An 18,153-nucleotide genomic window follows, 5' to 3' on the forward strand; every position below is an offset into this window, starting at 1 on the left:
TTTTCACACGTTTAATCAAAAACAGAGTGCTTTAATCCGGATAATATTCTGTCATTCATTTCGGGATTTTTCAAGCCGATTTTTGAAAACACATGCGATAATTTTTGCTTTTTTGAAGCGGAAAGTGCTGCCGGATCTTCGGAAAATTCCGAATCGTAAGCATACATCACTGCTCCGGCAATACCGACTGAGATATTTTTAAAATCAATGTTTGCCGAATCACATAATTCGGCTGCGCCAATCAGCCTTCCGCCGGGCTGCAGTTTTCTGTAAGGCTCTCTCGCGACTCTTGATATCGGATCGCACAGCAATTGATCGGAGAAGCGTTCGATTTCTTTTGCGGCATACCATTCTAAAAATGCGGGATTGTTTTTGTTTTCGCTTTTTAAAGCATTCAGCATTTCATTCATCGAACCGATGACGATTTCACGTAATTCCGGATGTTCCATTACTTCATGCAGATATTTCAGTCCGCGCACGGCGCCCAAATAGGCGGCGATGCAATGCGGCGTGTTGTGTAAAAATAATTTCGCTTTCCATTCTTTGTTTAACAGTTCGTCGGCGCTGATGTATTCAATGTCGCCGTCAAGTTTTTCCGCTCTCTCATCAACGAAGAAGAGGCCGTCTTCGGTGTGCACTGCAAGCGGGTCACGCAGTAAATTTTCATCCGAGGCCGTATTTGAAGCAATTACATCGGGAATTGCAAAATAAATCTGATCGCTGCCGATTTCTGCGCGCAGTATTTCAACGGCTGCAGGATCGTTTTCACATAATATGATTGGACAGGAAGCACCTTTTACGGCGTTTGCAGTCTTTTTCACATTGTCCGGGCCGACGGCGATGAAAATTGCGGAAAGAGTGTTGTAATCTGCGGCTTTGAACTCGGAAATTAAATTAGCCCCGTGTGCGCGTACAAATTTTTCTTCCAATTTGCCGTTGTGCGATTTAAAAGCCAAAAAACCGCCGTTTTTGTTCATGCCGTCAATGATTTTCGGATTACTGTCAATAAAAATGAAATCGTATTTTTCCGTGTTTATTTTCCACGGCAGAAATCCGCGTCCGATTGCGCCTGCGCCGATGACGGCAATCATTTCTTTATTGCTCATATGAATCCTCTTTTCATATCGGTGATTCAAAATGTCAAAGTTATTGATGGATCGGCTCGTAAGTATATTTTCTTGAAAATCCGGACAGCATGCTGACGCTTTCGATTAAATCATCGCAATAAGTTTCGTAATCGGGACGGTCCGATATGTTTGAATCCATTGTGTACCCGCGGACGGCGCCGTTAATGATAATTGCCAGGGATTTCGGATTCATTCCGGGAAAACCGCCTTTTCTTTGAACGGCTTCCAATATTTTTTCCAAAAGTTCCGTTTCGTCGTTTCCGAAAAGTTTGTAGTAAGGAATTCCGTTTTCATTGCGCGCGTTGTAAATGATTTCCATCAGTGCTTCGTTTTCCTGCCGGCGTTCTTCGGAGTAGGCCAGGCAGGCGCGAATGTAAATATAAAGCATTTCTAAAGGCGTTTCGGCTTTGGCGACTTTTTCGTGGACGTAATTTTCCTGTTTTTGAAGCAGCGAAACACGCAATGTTTCAATGAGCTCTTTTTTTGTCGGGAAATAATATGAAATCAAAGCGGTGCTGATGTCGGCGCGGCGGGCAATTTCTGCAAGACTTGTTCCGGTGTATCCGGTTTCAATCAAGGTCAGAGCGGCGGCATCTAATATTTGTTCTCTTCGAAGGCCGGCAATAATTGAATTTTGGGAGGATCCTTTTCGGTCCGTTATTTTTCCCGTTTCTCCGATTTCTTCGAAGTTTTCCGAATTTTCGCTGTTCATTTTATCTTTTCCTTTAAATTTCCGATTTTATTTCTCTTTGTTTTTACCGATATCGTTTTTGTTGATTTTGATTTATTGTTCAACATTTTGAATGAATAGTAAATTTATTAAATGATTGTTTAATTATTTAAATTTACGTTCAAAAATTGATTCATTTTGATTTTTCGGAAAAATTAATATGAACAAAATTCCTTTAGAATTGTGTTTTGATTTCGGATTTATTTCGAAAAAACAGATTCAATCTTGAATTATTCTTGAATTATTATTGAATTTATTATTGCCATTCCTATTATTTTCAAGTCTCTCGGTTGTGAAAATTCATGAAGCATCATTTCCGCCAATTTCTCCGCGCGCACCGCGACAGTTTAACACGAGAAGAAGTTGCCGAAAAAAGCGCGCGGATTACGGAGGCGCTGATCTCTTCGGATCTGTTTGAAAAAAGCGGCTCTTTATTTGTTTATCTCGATGTCGGAAATGAAGTCTGCACGCGTCCGCTGATTGAACATTGTTTCCGAATCGGAAAGCCTGTTTTTGTTCCGGTGACAAAAGACGGCGGCATGTTCTTTTCGGAAATTCGGGATTTTTCTAATTTCGTTCCGGCCGCTTTCGGTATTCCGGAGCCGGCAAATCCGATTTTGGCGGAACCGGATGAAAATTCTTTGTTTGTGATTCCGGGCGTCGGTTTTGATAAAAACGGTAACCGTGTCGGATACGGGGCGGGCTTTTACGACAAATACTTACATTGCCGCAGCTTCATGCATTTGGTCGGCGTCTGTTTTGAAATTCAAATAGCGGATGAGCTTCCAGCGGAAGAAACGGATGTCTCCATGGACTCGGTATTGACGGAAACGGAATGGATTATTGTCGAAAAAGAGTGACGGTCATCGGACTTTAAAACTTTTAAAAATCGATTGCGTGTCATACATTATATTCGGTGTATTATTCTTTTTTTTCTGTCTTTTTATTTGTTTTGAGTTATTCGAAACACCTATGTTTCGCGTCGAAAATCTATCAAAAATATCGTGCTGTTCGGTTGCATTTTTTTGCAATAGTTTTATATACTATTATGGATTTATATAGCTTTACGCATAGTAACGTTTAGCATATCATAGATGTTTGGATTTCAAGAAAATTTTGATATTTTTAACATTTTTTATATGCTAGGTTTTGCTTAATTTCGGCTGCCATTGTTGTTATTCGCATTAATTGATGCCGCAGCCAAAAACGCCACACTTTCAATTATCTACGCCACACCTATCAAATCTTATCTGTCGGAAATTTCAAAAGGGATGTTTAAAACTCACTTTAATTTTTTTGACAGCCGATTGGAAGGTACCAAGTTTCAAGAAAACGATGTATAAATTTCACACATATACACAATTCAAAGAGGTTTTCGTACATGCAGTCTATCATTCAAGAAGCATTAAAATACTCCGAACAGGAAAAATCAGTTGCACAAGCAGACGGCGATTCCGGTTTTGACGAATTCGGCCAGCCCCGTATCGTCATTGTCGGTTGCGGCGGTGCAGGAAACAACACAATTAAGCGTCTTTACAACATGGGTGTTGAAAACGCTGAAACCATTTGTATTAATACTGACAAGCAGGATCTTGACAGAACCCGCGCTGACAAAAAAATCTTGATTGGTAAGACTCTCACAAGAGGCCTCGGAGCAGGCGGTTACCCCGAAATCGGCAGAAAAGCAGCCGAACTTGCCCGCGGAACTCTTGAATCTGTTTTAAAAGACGCTGACCTCGTTTTCGTCACAGCCGGTATGGGCGGCGGAACAGGTACAGGTGTCGCGCCTGTCGTGGCCGAAGTTGCCAAAGAACAGGGCGCAATCGTTATTGGTATGGTTTCCAGTCCCTTTAAAGTGGAAGGATCCCGTTCCCAGAAAGCACAGGACGGTATTGAAGCTTTAAGAAAGGCTGCCGACACTGTCGTTATTTTGGACAACCAGAGACTTTTGTCTCACGTCCCCAACCTCCCGATTGACCAGGCACTTTCCGTTATGGATCAGATTATCGCTGAAACCGTTAAAGGTCTCACCGAAACAATCACGGAATATTCTCTCATCAACCTCGACTACGCCGATGTCCGCGCCACAATGGGCTGCGGCGGAATTGCGGTTATGATGGTCGGCGAATCCAAGAACCAGAACAAGAGCCAGGAAGTCGTCAAAGCGGCGCTCAACCACCCGCTTCTCGACGTTGACTACCGCGGCGCAACCGGATGTCTCATCCACATTACCGGCGGTCCCGACATGAGTCTCCAGGAAGCCATGGAAATCGGCGAACAGTTAACTTACGAAATCTCAAATGAAGCAAAAGTCACAATCGGTGCCCGTGTTCTTGAAGAATACGAAGGCCGTGTCAGAGTGATGGCAATTATGACAGGCGTTCAGCAGAAAGCCGGCGGTTTTTCCGCCACGCCTTCCGTGAACACTGCCTCCGTCAGAAACAAGGATGTCAATCTGTCTGCTTCCAGAGGCGACATCATTGATTTCATCTAAAAACAAAAAAACAGTCAAAGATGTGTAAATGCTTGTGTCATTTACATTTCTTTCCTTCTATCTCTGTGTTTAATTTTTTTCATTTTTTATTTTTTTCATTTTTTTTAACCTCTTTTTTTCGGACTTTGAACCGTGAATTTATTTTTTCTTTTGAAAGGTTTATTTATGCCTTTAATCATTACTGAATTATGAAAATCCTTGTTGTTACCGGCCGGCTGGCGGAGGCTGCCGTCAGGAAAGCGTCTCTTGATTCGGCGGATGTTTTGGTTTTGCCGATTCCGGTTGCGGCATTGATTACGCCTCAGAAATTGATAACGGGTTTTTCGGCTTCGGAATTTTCCGAAAACACGTATGATGCGGTTTTGGTCTCGGGTTTTTCCAAGTTTAATTTCTCAAAAGCGGAAGATGCCGTCGGAAGCCCGATTTATTTGGGGCCGAAACACGCGGCCGACTTAAAAGAAGCTTTATCCGCCCAAGTTTTTTCAAAAACCGTTCCGGCCTGTGAATTGATCCGAAGTCAAAAAAGCGAGAAAGCCGGCGAAATTTTAAGAAAATGCGAAGCGGATGAAATTCCTTCGTTTCATATCGGTTCGATTGGTTCAATTGATTCAACCGGTTATGTTTCAATCGATTCAACCGGTCCGCTCGGTTTTGTTTCAATTAATTCAACCGGCCCGCTCGGTTCTGTTTCAATCGGCGGCAATGCGCGGATGAAAGTTCTGGCCGAAATTGTTGCGGCCGAATCTTTGTCGGAAGAGGCGCTGCGCTCTCAAGTCTTATATTTGATTTCCGAAGGCGCCGACATGATTGATCTCGGCTTTTCGCCGGACGCGGAAGAGTCGGCGGTTTCGTCTGTTTTTTCTTTTGTCAAATCTTTTTGTCCGATTCCGATCAGCGTTGATGCGGGAGAGTTTTTTCAGCTGCGGGCCGGCATTGCAAACGGCGCGGATTTGGTTTTAAGCGTCGACAGCCGGATTTTAAATGAATATGCCGCGCTTCTGTCTTTGAAAGACTACGTGTCGTATCCGATTTTTGACCGGACAGCTTTTGTCGTCATTCCCGACTTGTTTTCCGACGCGAATCGGCTTGAAACGTTGGAGCAAAACATTTCCGCGGCTCGGGCGCTCGGGATCAAAAAGATTATCGCGGATCCGATTTTGTCGCCGCCGGGAAAAGATTTGTTTTCGTCTTTGGTTGATTATTATGAATTTCACCGGCGCCATCCGGATATTCCCGTCCTTTTCGGCGCGGGAAACGTGACCGAATTATTTGACGCGGATTCTGTCGGCATGAACGCGCTTTTGGCGGAACTGGCCGGCGAATGCGGAGCAGCCGTTTTGTTTACGCCGAACGCGAGCGATAAGGGCAAAGGATCTGTCCGCGAATTGAAAACGGCGTCTGAAATGGCGGTTTTAGCAAAGGTCCGCGCCTCGTCGCCGAAAGATTTAGGCGTTGATTTGCTGATCTTAAAAGAAAAACGCAGGCGCCCGGATTTTAATTTGAAATTAATTTCGGAAAGCGGGGCGTTTGACCGGCTTCATCTGCGGGATGCGGAAATCGAAAACCTGCAAAATCAAAGCCGGACCTCGGGAATTGAAAACAAACCCGAAAATAAATCCGAAAACGAATCGACGGAATCAATCAAATCAATCAAACTGAATGAATCGATCGAATCGATTGAATTGGCTGAGTCGGCCGAGACGGCCGAGTCATTCGAATCCGATTTTTTGTCGGGCAAAACTTTGTTTTTGGCGGGCGCGTTAAATCCGGCTTTTTCGGCCGGCACGAAATGGGGCTGGAAATCAGATCCGTCGGGCAATTTTTTAATCGGCGTTCTGTCGGCGGATGTTTTGGCGGATTATTTGATTCAAAACGGGAAACTGCCTGAAAACGGCGCCGAAATTCAAAAATTGAAAACAGTTGAAACGCCCGGGCGCCGCCTGATTCTTGCCGTTCATCAAAAAGCGTTTATTGTCGGGACGGATTCGGCTTTCATGCTCGAGACAATCTTAAACGAAGGATTGATTTCCGAGCTCAGCCACGCCGGTTATTTGGGCCGCGAGCTTCAGAAAGCGGAAATTGCGGTTCTGTTCGGCCGAAGTTATTCGCAGGATGACGTTTTTTAAAATTTCAAACTGTTCTTATTTTTTAGATTTGTTCACCTTGTTCGCCTTGTTCAGCCTTGTTCAACCTCATTCAACTGTCTGAATTTTTGAAGTCTGCCGATTCTTAAAACGATTAAATCTTTTTTAGTATTCTTACTTTTTTCATTTTTATTGTAAGTGGCGCAAGATTTTAATAAGGTAAAATCTATTTTATGGTAATGATTATTATTATCGAATGATTGCTTTTATTATTTTTAGCTCTCTTCTTGCTTTTTTTAATATTATCTTTCCTAAAAATTTTATTTTTAGTAAACTATATATCCTATCAAATCTTTTATTATCTGTATATCAATCTTTGATTGAAAAAACGGTTTATTGACGGCATTGATTATTAACATTGATTATTGGTTATCGAAATCGATTACAATTCAATTACAATGTTAATGATTGTGCCCGCCCAAGGAGTTGAATTAAATGGGTACACATATATGGCTAAAGAAATTTCTAATTTTATTGAGCGCAGCGGCTGTATTGCTGCTGCTCGCAGGATCGGCGGCAGCCGCAAATGACGATTACACAATTGAAGCAACGTGGTCTTCAGGAACATCTGTAGACGCGACTGAAATGCTTCAGCCAAAAAACACAAGCACATTAACATATAAAATTACGCAAACGAATGCGCAATCGGTGCTTTATCTTGTTGTGGATATTAAAGATATTGGAGACGGTACATTTGCCGGCGAAAACTCTCCGGGATTTACAATTTCCGATTATCCTAAAAAAGACCTCAAAAGCGGCAATACTGTAATTGCTAAAATTTCGGGGACATCCTATTCTGCAAACAAAGATAAATTAATCATTCCGATTTCAGACCCGTCAAGTGTTTTTTCGATTGACTTAGTCTTTGAATCAAATGTGTCAAGAGTTTATCATAACGAAACAAATACAATAACGGCACAATTGTACAAAACAGTTGAAGACGGTGTCTATTCAGATCCTGTTTCGAATGAAATGACTGCAACCGTTCAGAACCAATACCCTTACTTGTCTTCCCGCGGCAATTTTATTCTTATGGATCCTTCGGCAATGCCTTCCGGCGCATCTGATATCAATGCCCGTTATGTCTTTTATACAACAACTGAAGGAGATGCAACGCCTGCCGGAAGAAACGGCTCTATTTGGAACGGTTTGGGTGCTCGGGTTATATTTGAAAAATTCACACTTGATTTTTCGAATGTTGAAATTAAAGCAGGTGACATAACTCAAACCTATTCTGAGTGGGATGGTTCATCCCCTGTGAGTTTTTCAGTTCCGAGTCCGGCAATTTCCGGATATAAAACTGAAGTGATTGACAATTCCATCGTTTATACACCAATCAATAAAAATGGTGAAAGTATAACTGACCGTTTTATATGGTGTAAGTATTTCAATTTTTCAATTAATACGACGGGTGCTTTTGTAAGCGGCACATCCGAAAATACACTTCAGAAAAATGCGCCTTATATTGATTTTGAAGGTTTGGAAGTTTCTGCCGTCATGAAAATAAACGGACGCGGTCCGAGTGTAGAATTTACAAATGTTGGTTCTGACCCTGAATCCGTTTCATCAATAGCCGGGGCAACTGACCTTATTACACATTATACGCGCGGTAAATATACAGGTTCTACCACCGAACATACGCTTCGTGCGAATATTATCCGAGCTACGGCATCCTATTCTAATTATACTATGCTTAATTCTGAACAGTATAAAGATGATCCTAATAAAAAACATCTTTACTACCAGGAATTGTTTAAAACAACTTTTACCAATACTTTGGCCGGAGGATCCAACGAACGTGTCAAATTCGCCATTCCTGACGGTATAACTGTTACACATATTCGTCTTCCTTCAAGTGAAACAACGGATCAAATTCAATTTTCTGCTATTTCAATTTATGACTATGAAATTGAAGATTTTGTTCTCATTGATACAACTGTTTCTAAAACTCACAATTTAAGTGATATTGATGTAGAATTCAAACCCGGAGAGGATGTCATTTTAAAAATTGACGGTTTGGTTCGAATATTTTCAAATCCGCAAGGTTCTGTCAGTTATAACCCTGACTATACAATTTCTTTCGTCGGAACAACGAATGAAACAGCAGGCCAAAATGGGGCTCCTTTACGTTTTGAAGTTTTTAAAATCAATGATATAGATGATACCGAAATTCCATTGACAAATTCTACTGTTTATGCAAATGACGACTATATCGTTATGCCTTACGTGACTACTTCAAACTTTTTGAGTTCTGATTTAAAAGGTTCATCTGTTCCGACAATGCTGAGCCGCGGGGATGAATTCTATATGTATACAAACCTTGCAACTTCTCGTTATCCTTATTACTCGACACTTCGAAGTGATCCGGAAACTTACAATGGAATCTTTTCAAATCCTGTTGTTTATTTCAGCGTTCCCGCCGGTTTAGAGGACCTTACTCCGATGCTTGTCGATAACAACGGAAACGAAATTACCGATCTTACTGATGTCCGAGGTCATCCTGTTAGTTTTACCAAAATTGTTCATGAAAATGCAGGTTTGTACAAAAACGGCAAATTAATTGAAGTTAAATTCCATCTGGATGAAAATGCAGAGCTTGATGATGAACTTAAAAAGCTTAAATTAAGCAAAGATGATCAATTCTGGATTACCAATGTCAATCCTACAGATTATGATGGGCGCAGAGTCATTTTGCCGGTTAAAGTTCCTGAATTCTCCGATAAAACACAGTTTGAATTTGGTGCTCAAAGTGTTTTGGTTTCCACTTGGGAAGATGTACGGGCTTTAACAAGTTCGTCCGGTGGTCGTAATTACGCATTCACTGAAGCTTTCCTCATTTCGGAGAAATATTATACTTCCGGTATGTCCGGTGTCTATCATAACGGCGTTGTATCTCGAACTGTTTCAGTTCAAACAGAAACATCAGCGATAGCTTCTGTCGGTGTTAAGACCGGAACAGATCAATATTCTTATTACAACCCTCAAATTGAAGATTCATACCCGACTTTAAAAGCAGGCAGCAGTAATGAAGAATTTAAGCTTTACTTCTACAACGGTCTTGGCGAGTCTATTGCGGATTCCGTTCTTTACTTTATCTTGCCGAATTACATTGATGAAGACGGAGACAAAATCTGGGGTACCGCATTGAATTCATTTTCATCTTTCGGCGACTTGATTGACAATTCAAAATACATGGAGTATTCAGATTTAGATTATACAATCTATTATACGACGCATGATTTTGGTTCAAACATCGGAAGTTATGATTTGGAAGATATGGAAGACAATGTTGCCTGGATTGTGATTACTGAAGGTGAGTTTTCATTAATTGAATGGGACAAAATTACAGCAATAAAATGTGAATTTGATGACATTAAAGAAAACGGTAAGTTCACTTTAAAACTGCCTTTCAATTTGCCGGCTGTTTCCGGTAAGGTCAAATACGATCAAGAGGCTGTCGGCCAGACACTTTATAGTATTAATAATGACATCTCTTCAAAGTCCGGATTGACGGCAGCTGTTAAGTTATCCGAATCTGATAAACCGATTATTCGTACATACGAAGGCGATGAAATCAAAGAGTTCAGCAATAATTATGCTGTCGATTACTTGGACAATGCTGCAATCCCTGCATGGTATCAGGTTGTAGCTTTGGATGATTTCACTTCGGGTATAGAATTATCAGAGGTTTCTGTTAAATTTAAAGACGGAGATGTCGGTGTTGATCTTGATTTCTTCGAGAAAAACACTTATGCGCACAGTGGTTATGCAGACGGAACTAAATACACATATGCTGTGAGCGAAGACCCGCTTGATTATATTAATGCAAGCAACATCGGAACATACACTGTTAAATATACAACAAAAACAGACGGTGACCAAAAATCCGATTCAGTCTCATTTACCATTACGGTTAAAAAAGACAGTTCAACAGTTGTGATAGATACTCCTTCCACTCAAGAAATTTACATGAATATGCCTGTTCCGGATCAAGGATGGGTTAATTATTTCAGTTCTGCTCTTGACGGAATCGGAACAGATATTGGCAACCCTATTTTGCCCGAATCATATTCCGGTGACGGAGACAGCACCACCTTTACATCATCTTCCGTTACTCCTGATACATATTACATGGGTTATTCCTATGCTGATGTTGCAGGAAATGTGAAATATGTGAAAGTTCCGGTTGTTGTCAAATACAAAGATAATTTGAGTATTAATGCAACCGGAGGAAATTCACCGATCAGCGGTTTGGCTGTTAATGTTCTGAGTGTCGGAACAACAGAAGCAGAAGTTTCTGCAGAGTATATCAATGAAAAATATGTTGCTCCTGTTTATGCATCAAAAACAACACCGGATACAATTAAATACAAAATTACTTATTCCGGCATTCCGGTAGGTTTGATTGACGCAAACAACGGTGTCATCGAATCATTGGAAGCTTACAGTTCCACTTCTCCGATTAATTATGATCTGGCGTTGGAACCTGTCAAGATGACGGTTGATTTGAACGATGCTGCAAAATCGGGTGTTAAATACATTTCACTCTATAAAGTTCAGGACGGCGGCGATTCTCTTGTTGAGACAATTGAAATTCAGGGCACTGAAGATCAGATTGTTTTCGATAAAGAGTCCGGCTGGTTTGACGATGAAAAGTATTACATGACAGCCGAATTATATCCGGGATACATTGTTTCCAGCGGGTGTCATTTTGTTGCGGATTCTTCAATCTTGCAGCTGAACACAGACGAGTTTGAGCTTGACAATGATCATGTTGAGTATAAGCTGGATGCAGAGCAATCAACTCTCATTTCAGGAACCGTTTGGAATGATGCAAATAAAGACAGTTTCAAAGACGACCCTGAAATTGAATTCGGAATTGCAGGCGTTACTGTTCAGCTTCTGAAAGAAGGAGATGAACCGAAAGAAACGGTGACCGGCTTGAACGGTGAATACTATTTCATCGGCTTGGATGAAGGCGACTACATTATTCAGGTCTTGGCTCCCAGCGGCTACCAGGCTTCGGATTTCATTGAAGACAGCGACCAGTCTGTTGACAAAGACAACGAACTGAGATCAGAGCTTATCACCTTAGACAGTACCGGACTTTGGGCAGAAAACATCGACGCCGGTTTCTATAAGATTGTCCGCACAAATGAAGGCGGTCCCGGCTACGGCCAGGCACGTGTTGTCAGCGGATCCTCTTCCGGCGGCACACAAGTCATTGAACCCAACGAACCGGAATCCGGTTTCACCAGCCCGATTGATCCGACTGTCATTGTCGAATCAGTCAAAAAGATGCCTTTGTTTGTGATCGGTTTGATTATCCTGGCCATCCTTCTCTTTATCGGATTTTTGGCCTGGAATCAAAAAGAAAAGTTAATTCAGAAGTGATGATTTTTTTCATCTCTTCTTCTTTTTTTATTTTTTTCTTCGGTTTTTTTCCGTTTCTCTCCGTTTTTTCTCCCGCTTTTCCTTTGTTTTTCAAACCAGCTTTTTACAGCAAATCCTTTTTTTCATTATTTGAAAATTCATTTCAAATCGTAAAATTTATTACAAAGTTTTGAATATTAAATAATTTATTAAGTGAATTGATTTCATTCGGATTTTTGGTGGTTTTGTGTGTCGGGAAGCGGTTTTCTTTGACTTTTAAAACTTTTAAAAATTCGTCGTTAAGTATATATATTCTGAAATCTTTTACTGATACAATGATTATTTATTAATCATATAATAAAATGTATTCAATATTGCTGCACTGTTGCAGCACGTTTATTGAATTTTCGGGGATAAAGTTTATGTATGATGTAGTGACCATTCGCTTCGCGCTTCGCGCTTCGCGCGCAGTAAGCAGCAACAGCAACCACTGTGCATAAGCTTCGCTCATCTTCAAATTAATGAAAAAAGTCCTCGACGAAACGTTTACTTTTCTGCTCTGAACTTTTCAAAGTATTTGAAAAACTGTCTTTTTTCCGGACTTCGGTCTGTTTTCAACCTTTGGAAGACTTTCTCAAATGTTTTCAATTCGCATGTTCCCGTTTCGGGCATTTCCGGGCTGAAAGCGTTTGATTTGAACAGAAATTTCACTCCTTTCAACACTCACGTTTTTGTTTTGCAGCCTTTGACCGTTTCCGATAGAGGATTCTATGCCGTTTTCAGCGGTGTCAACTGTTTGCAATTCAAAATAAAAAACGTAACCCAAAAACGATTCAACTCCGCGTCGGCGCAAATCGCGCCGGCGTTTTCCTTAAACTTATCAGCCGTGAGCGACGCGGCTTGAATTTTGGTGCTTATAATGCAAATGAAAATGCAAATTCTTCAAAAATTCGACTGATGTGAGGGAATTTTATGACAAAATTGGTAGAGAAAATTTCTTTTAGAAATATAATGGTTTTAATGAGCGCGGCAATGATATTGCTGATGCTTGCAGGGTCGGCGATGGCCGCCGGATCTTTGACTTCAAAGTGGAGCGACAACAACAACGCTGACTTTGAGTTAAACGAGTCCCGTTCGTTGATTTATACGATCGGATCGCTGCCCGCCGGCACATATGAACTTGAAATTACATTGGCAAACACAGACGGCAGTTATTCTGACTCCGGATTTGAAATCCTCGGTTATACCGGTTCGGATGAAATTCCCGAATCCTATGCCAACATTTTGAAAAAAGAGAATATTGAAATCAGCACGGATAAAATGAAACTGAAATATACGCTTGAAAATCCGGGTTTAATGTCTTTAGATGTTTTAATCTATGCAAACGGCAAACTTATTTATCCCGATGAAGAAGTCCGAATTACCGCCGTTTTGAAGGAAAAAGGCGGCGCTGAAAAAGGCACTGTTGTTCAGTCAATCGCATGCAAATTGCCGACATTCGGTTACTCTTCCGCGTTTTTCCTTTTGAATCCTGCCGAAATGCCGATTTGGTCAGTTGTAACAAATTTAATAAACGTCAGTTACAGACCTGCCACAGACGCTACGGGTAATCTTTATACGACACGCGGTATGACCGTTCCTGTTAAAGATTTAACCTTGGACCTTTCAAATGTTAAAGTCAAATATTACGATTCTGTTGCAGATGTTATGGTGACGGATACATATGCGAATTTAATCGCTGCTTCCAGACGGGCTGTTGACCCCGTTGAGTCACCCGTTGAATTTTTGGATAAAGCCGGGAATCCTCTCGGTGATGATAATAAACTTGTTTTAGGAGATATGGTTAATTTTCATGCCAATTCATTTCATTATTTCTCTTTTAAAATAAATGAGAATTTTACAAATAACGGAGATACAGCACCGGAAATTATCTTTGTTGAAACTGTAAACGGTAAAAGAATTGATTATATACAAGTCAGCGGCGATCTTTCCGTCAACCGCGGAAAAGGAATCTACCAATTCGGAAGTACATTATTCAATCCTGTCACTTCACCGGCAAACTTGAAAGGATCGACTGATACAAAAGTTTGGGTTCGCCCGTTAGCAGGCATTTTGTCAAACTCCGTTCAGTACGGCGTTACTCCTGATGACCCGAGAGCTCATCTTTATACTCAGGATTTGTTTAAAGTACAAATTACCGACAGTACACGAGACGGAAGTGATATGGTCGTTACAGTCACATTGCCCGACGGCGTCAACATTACCCATATGAGACTCCCTCGCGAGACTGTTAGAAATAATGATGTACAATACGACTCCATAAAAATTTACGATAACGTTTCAGGCAGTTTCAAACCTATGAGTAACTATATTTCTTCATCTCACAGTTCCGACACAGCTTATTTAGTCAATTTTACGGAATACGGATTCGATCCTGTCTTTACAGATAACGGAGAACGTGTTATTCAGTTCGAATTCGAAAAATTCTTAAAAACACGGCTGGCATTGTCTTCAGCGGATGCCTTCACTGCAACAAACGGTCTGACTTTCATCGGAACAACAACGAATGTAAAGACGGATGGAAGTGCAAAAGTTAAAGTTGAAACCAGCACAGGCGCTTCAAATGAGTCCGCTCTTTCTATGGTGACGACACCTGATAAATATCCTTTGACAAGTTACATCGGCGGAAAAGGCCGGGAACTTTTGGTTAACAATGATGCCGCTCGTTCAGCCATCACTTCTCCGATGCTCAAAGGAGAAACATATATTCTTCGTACAAACTTTTCCACATCAAGTTATCCGTATTATTCGGCCCACAGAACGGATCCGTTATCCCCTTCACCGACAAATACGCTTTCCAACCCTGTCGTTTATTTCAGTTTGCCGAAAGGTTTTGCTGCAGGAACGCCGACGATTACATACAATGGGGTAAGCACAGATCTGAAAGATATTCAAAATCCAAACCGCAGCTTGACTTTTGAAACAAAGGAATGGAGCAATGCCGGCGTTTACGGCGAAGGCGGTTCATTGGTTGAAGTTAAACTTGTTCTGGACGGAACATACAGTGACGAAAACTTTTGGGTGAAAACCGGAACATATGTTGTTGAACTGCCGGTTACCCTTTCCCCGTTGATGACGGACGAATCTGTTTCGATCAAAAACACAACAATTTTGGTCGGAACATGGGATCCGAAAGCGCTCTCCGTCGGTGTCGCCGGCAGTAACGGCAACACCGTTAAACTCACAGACGCCGGTTTGGATTTCAGTGCTGTTTCGGCAACGACCGATAACGGAATGTATGCACAGCATATGATTGATCGTTCCTTTTCAATAAATACTGAAAAAATGACGGACGTTTCTGTTTATGTTGAAACGGCTACCGGATATGTTTCATACAACCCGAGCAATCCGAATTCTTATTTGAAATTGCATGCGGGAAGCAAAAATGAAGTTTTCCATATGGTCATGAAAGGCGGCAGTGACGAAGGTCCGGTCACAAATAATGCTGCTTACTTTGTTATTCCTCAAGGAGAATGGAACACCGTTTTGAATGACGATTTCGTTTTAAATACAGATATGGATAAAGCTTCCGTTGAAGTTTATTATGCAACTGTTGAAATCAATCCGAAATTCATCGGCGACACGGATGAGTATAACCTTTCTTTTTTCGAAAGCATTGCCGATGAAAAATGGACTAAAATTGACTTTACAGATGTTGTTGCCGGCCGGGAATACAAATCCAACTTGGATACAACGACTTTGAATTCCATCACGATTGTAAAGTGCAAGTTCTTTTTGGCCGATTCCGACGAGACATTCGATTTAAGCATGCCGTTTATGGTTCCGCGCGCTACTGAAGGCGCCACATACGGAACGGAAGAAGCTTTGATTCGCGGACATACGGCATTTTCATTCGGTGTTCCAATCAGTATATCCAAAGACAATTCAAACACACCGGCGATTGAACGTATTAAATCAACGGCCCCTGTTGTAAAATTCGTAACGGCGAAAAATACGGGAGAGTTGACTCTTTCAGAGATCGGAACAAGTTTCTCCGAGATTGCTGTTGAAACAGGATCAATCCCGAACTGGTGGGACATTGCCGTATCGGATGATGTTTCGGATGTGACTTTAAATGAAATTGCAATTCGTTTCAGTCCGGCCAGGCCGGGAGACGAAGGTCGGGAAAAGACAATCACGTCTTTTGTTGGCGACAATACCGTTTATTCAGAATACGGTGTCACAGGCGGTCTTGACTGGAAGTACTTGACAGTTTCGGACTCTGACAAATCTTTTGTCACATTGGTGCCGGGAACCTATTCATTTACTTACAAGACAAGTCTCGACGATGATTTGCAAATCGATTCCAAAACAATCGAACTTGTAATTACAAAAGAAAATAAGATTTCATTAACAAATCAGAACTTTGAAGATTTCCAAGATTCTTCAAAAGCAGATAACCCTGTGAATGAATTCAAAAAACTTATCCTTGCGTCTGCAACTGACGGCGGTTCATCGATCTCCGGTTCTGATTTGATCCATATCTTAACAACGGGAGATGAAGATGAATTCGGATGGAATATTCCGGGGAAATACATTTTCACCTATTCATACACAGATGTTGGAAATAACATGATGACAGCGACTGTTGATGTCACCATCAAATACAAAGGCACGTTAACTTTGAAACCTGTTCTTCAAACAGGCAGCGCAGATTTAATCGAGTCAATTGTGTTTGATGTCAATGACGGAACTGCTGATCTTCCGGTTACTTTCGTCGACGGCAAATACACAGCTGAATTAAAAGCAACGGCGGCTAAACCAAAACAGGTCGATTATACGGTTTCATTGACCTCTTATCCGACAGGTCTTGTTAAACCGGATACATTGCCGAGCGGAACCGCAGGAACCGTTTCCGGCAGCAGTATGGTGCCTTCCCCGTCAGAAGAAGTCATCTTTACACCGGCGCAGTTTACCGTTGAAACAGACGGCGCAGGCGTTGAAACATTGACTTTAATGAAAGTCGGCGCCGGCGGCGATCCGGATGAAGAGATTGAAACAAAATCAATCTACGGTACGGCTGCCGATACAATTGTCTTTGCTCCCGAAGACGGCGAATGGTTTGAAGACGGCGATTACTACATGATTGCCACTTTCCTTCCGGGCTACGGTATCGGAGCAAGCAGTGATTTCTCCGAATCCGGCGGTGTGTTTGAAACGACTGCCGTCACTTTGAACTCTGCTGATGTCGAATGGAACTGCAATATCGAAAAAACACCGCTTGTTTCGGGAATTGCCTGGAACGACACCAATAAAAACAGCTTGATGGACGACGGCGAAGGTGTCTTGTCCGATGTTGAAGTCGAACTTTGGTATAACGACGGCACTGATTGGACGATTGTCGGCACAACCGCAACAAACGACACAGGCTACTACCGTTTCTATGAAGATTTGGAAGAAGGCGCTTACTACATCAAAGTGAACGTTTTGAGCGGCTACCAGCTGTCTGAATTTGTTGTCGGCGGCGCTCAGGTCATTCACAAAGACAGTGACAACTGCTCTGAAGAGTTTAATCTGGATGGTAATGACGGTATGTGGAACAAGGACATGCACATCGGCCTTTACAAGACTGAAAACAACGGAAACGGCAACGGTTACGGCCAAGCTTATGTTGTTTATTCAACAAGCGGCGGTACCGTTCTCGTGGAAGGCCCTGAAGGCGATGTCATCGAACCCGGTTTCGAAAGACCGGTCGACGCAGCCGAAGATGAAGAAAATGACTTCCCATGGCTTTTCATTGTTTTGGTCATCGGCGGCATTCTTGTCTTCCTCGCTGTCTTTTACAGTGAATTCATTAAAAAGGAAAAGAATTAATTGAATAATTAATTCTCTTCTTTCCTTTTTTTTATTTTTTTCTTCGGTTTTTTTCTCCGTTTTTCTCTGTTTTTCTTCGGTTTTTTTCTTCGTTTTTTCTCCCGCTTTTCTTCTGTTTTTCAAACAGCTTTACATCAAATCCTTTTTTTCAATATTTGAAAATTCATTTCAAATCGTAAAATTTATTACAAAGTTTTGAATATTAAATAATTTATTAAGTGAATTGATTTCATTCGGATTTTTGATGGTTTTGTGTGTCGGGAGGCGGTTTTCTTTGACTTTTCAAACTTTTAAAAATTCGTCGTTAAGTATATATATTCTGAAATCTTTTACTGATACAATGATTATTTATTAATCATATAATAAAATGTATTCAATATTGCTGCACTGTTGCAGCACGTTTATTGAATT

7 protein-coding genes are annotated in these 18,153 nt (G+C 41.3%); 5 read left to right on the forward strand and 2 right to left on the reverse strand.

Features of this window, described 5'->3' with window-relative positions; all coding sequences use genetic code 11:
* Positions 1-11 precede the first annotated feature (11 nt).
* The gene (locus MmiAt1_RS00775) at positions 12-1,106 is read right to left on the reverse strand and encodes a mannitol dehydrogenase family protein (RefSeq protein ID WP_318785005.1); all 1,095 of its coding nucleotides are present in this window, start codon (positions 1,104-1,106) and stop codon (positions 12-14) included.
* 40 nt (positions 1,107-1,146) lie between these two features.
* Positions 1,147-1,839, reverse strand: a complete 693-nt coding sequence (locus MmiAt1_RS00780) for a TetR/AcrR family transcriptional regulator (RefSeq protein WP_318785006.1) — start codon at positions 1,837-1,839, stop codon at positions 1,147-1,149.
* 320 nt (positions 1,840-2,159) lie between these two features.
* On the opposite strand from MmiAt1_RS00780, the gene MmiAt1_RS00785 reads away from it, so the two are divergent.
* From MmiAt1_RS00785 to MmiAt1_RS00805, 5 genes are all read left to right on the forward strand, one after another.
* Positions 2,160-2,717 carry a 5-formyltetrahydrofolate cyclo-ligase gene (locus MmiAt1_RS00785; protein ID WP_318785007.1) on the forward strand — a complete coding sequence of 186 codons (558 nt, stop codon included), beginning with the start codon at positions 2,160-2,162 and terminating at the stop codon, positions 2,715-2,717.
* Between the two features lie 521 nt (positions 2,718-3,238).
* A complete protein-coding gene (gene ftsZ / locus MmiAt1_RS00790) occupies positions 3,239-4,351 on the forward strand; it encodes a cell division protein FtsZ (protein ID WP_318785008.1) in 1,113 nt (370 codons plus the stop codon).
* 188 nt (positions 4,352-4,539) lie between these two features.
* Positions 4,540-6,477: a DUF4346 domain-containing protein gene (locus MmiAt1_RS00795; protein ID WP_318785009.1), complete on the forward strand. Its 1,938-nt coding sequence runs from the start codon at positions 4,540-4,542 to the stop codon at positions 6,475-6,477.
* Between the two features lie 510 nt (positions 6,478-6,987).
* Positions 6,988-11,889, forward strand: a complete 4,902-nt coding sequence (locus tag MmiAt1_RS00800; RefSeq protein ID WP_318785010.1) for an SdrD B-like domain-containing protein — start codon at positions 6,988-6,990, stop codon at positions 11,887-11,889.
* 951 nt (positions 11,890-12,840) lie between these two features.
* A complete protein-coding gene (locus MmiAt1_RS00805) occupies positions 12,841-17,742 on the forward strand; it encodes an SdrD B-like domain-containing protein (RefSeq protein WP_318785011.1) in 4,902 nt (1,633 codons plus the stop codon).
* Positions 17,743-18,153: the final 411 nt, after the last annotated feature.

The sequence above is a fragment of the Methanimicrococcus hacksteinii genome, from assembly GCF_032714515.1.
GTDB classification, from domain to species: Archaea; Halobacteriota; Methanosarcinia; order Methanosarcinales; family Methanosarcinaceae; genus Methanimicrococcus; species Methanimicrococcus hacksteinii.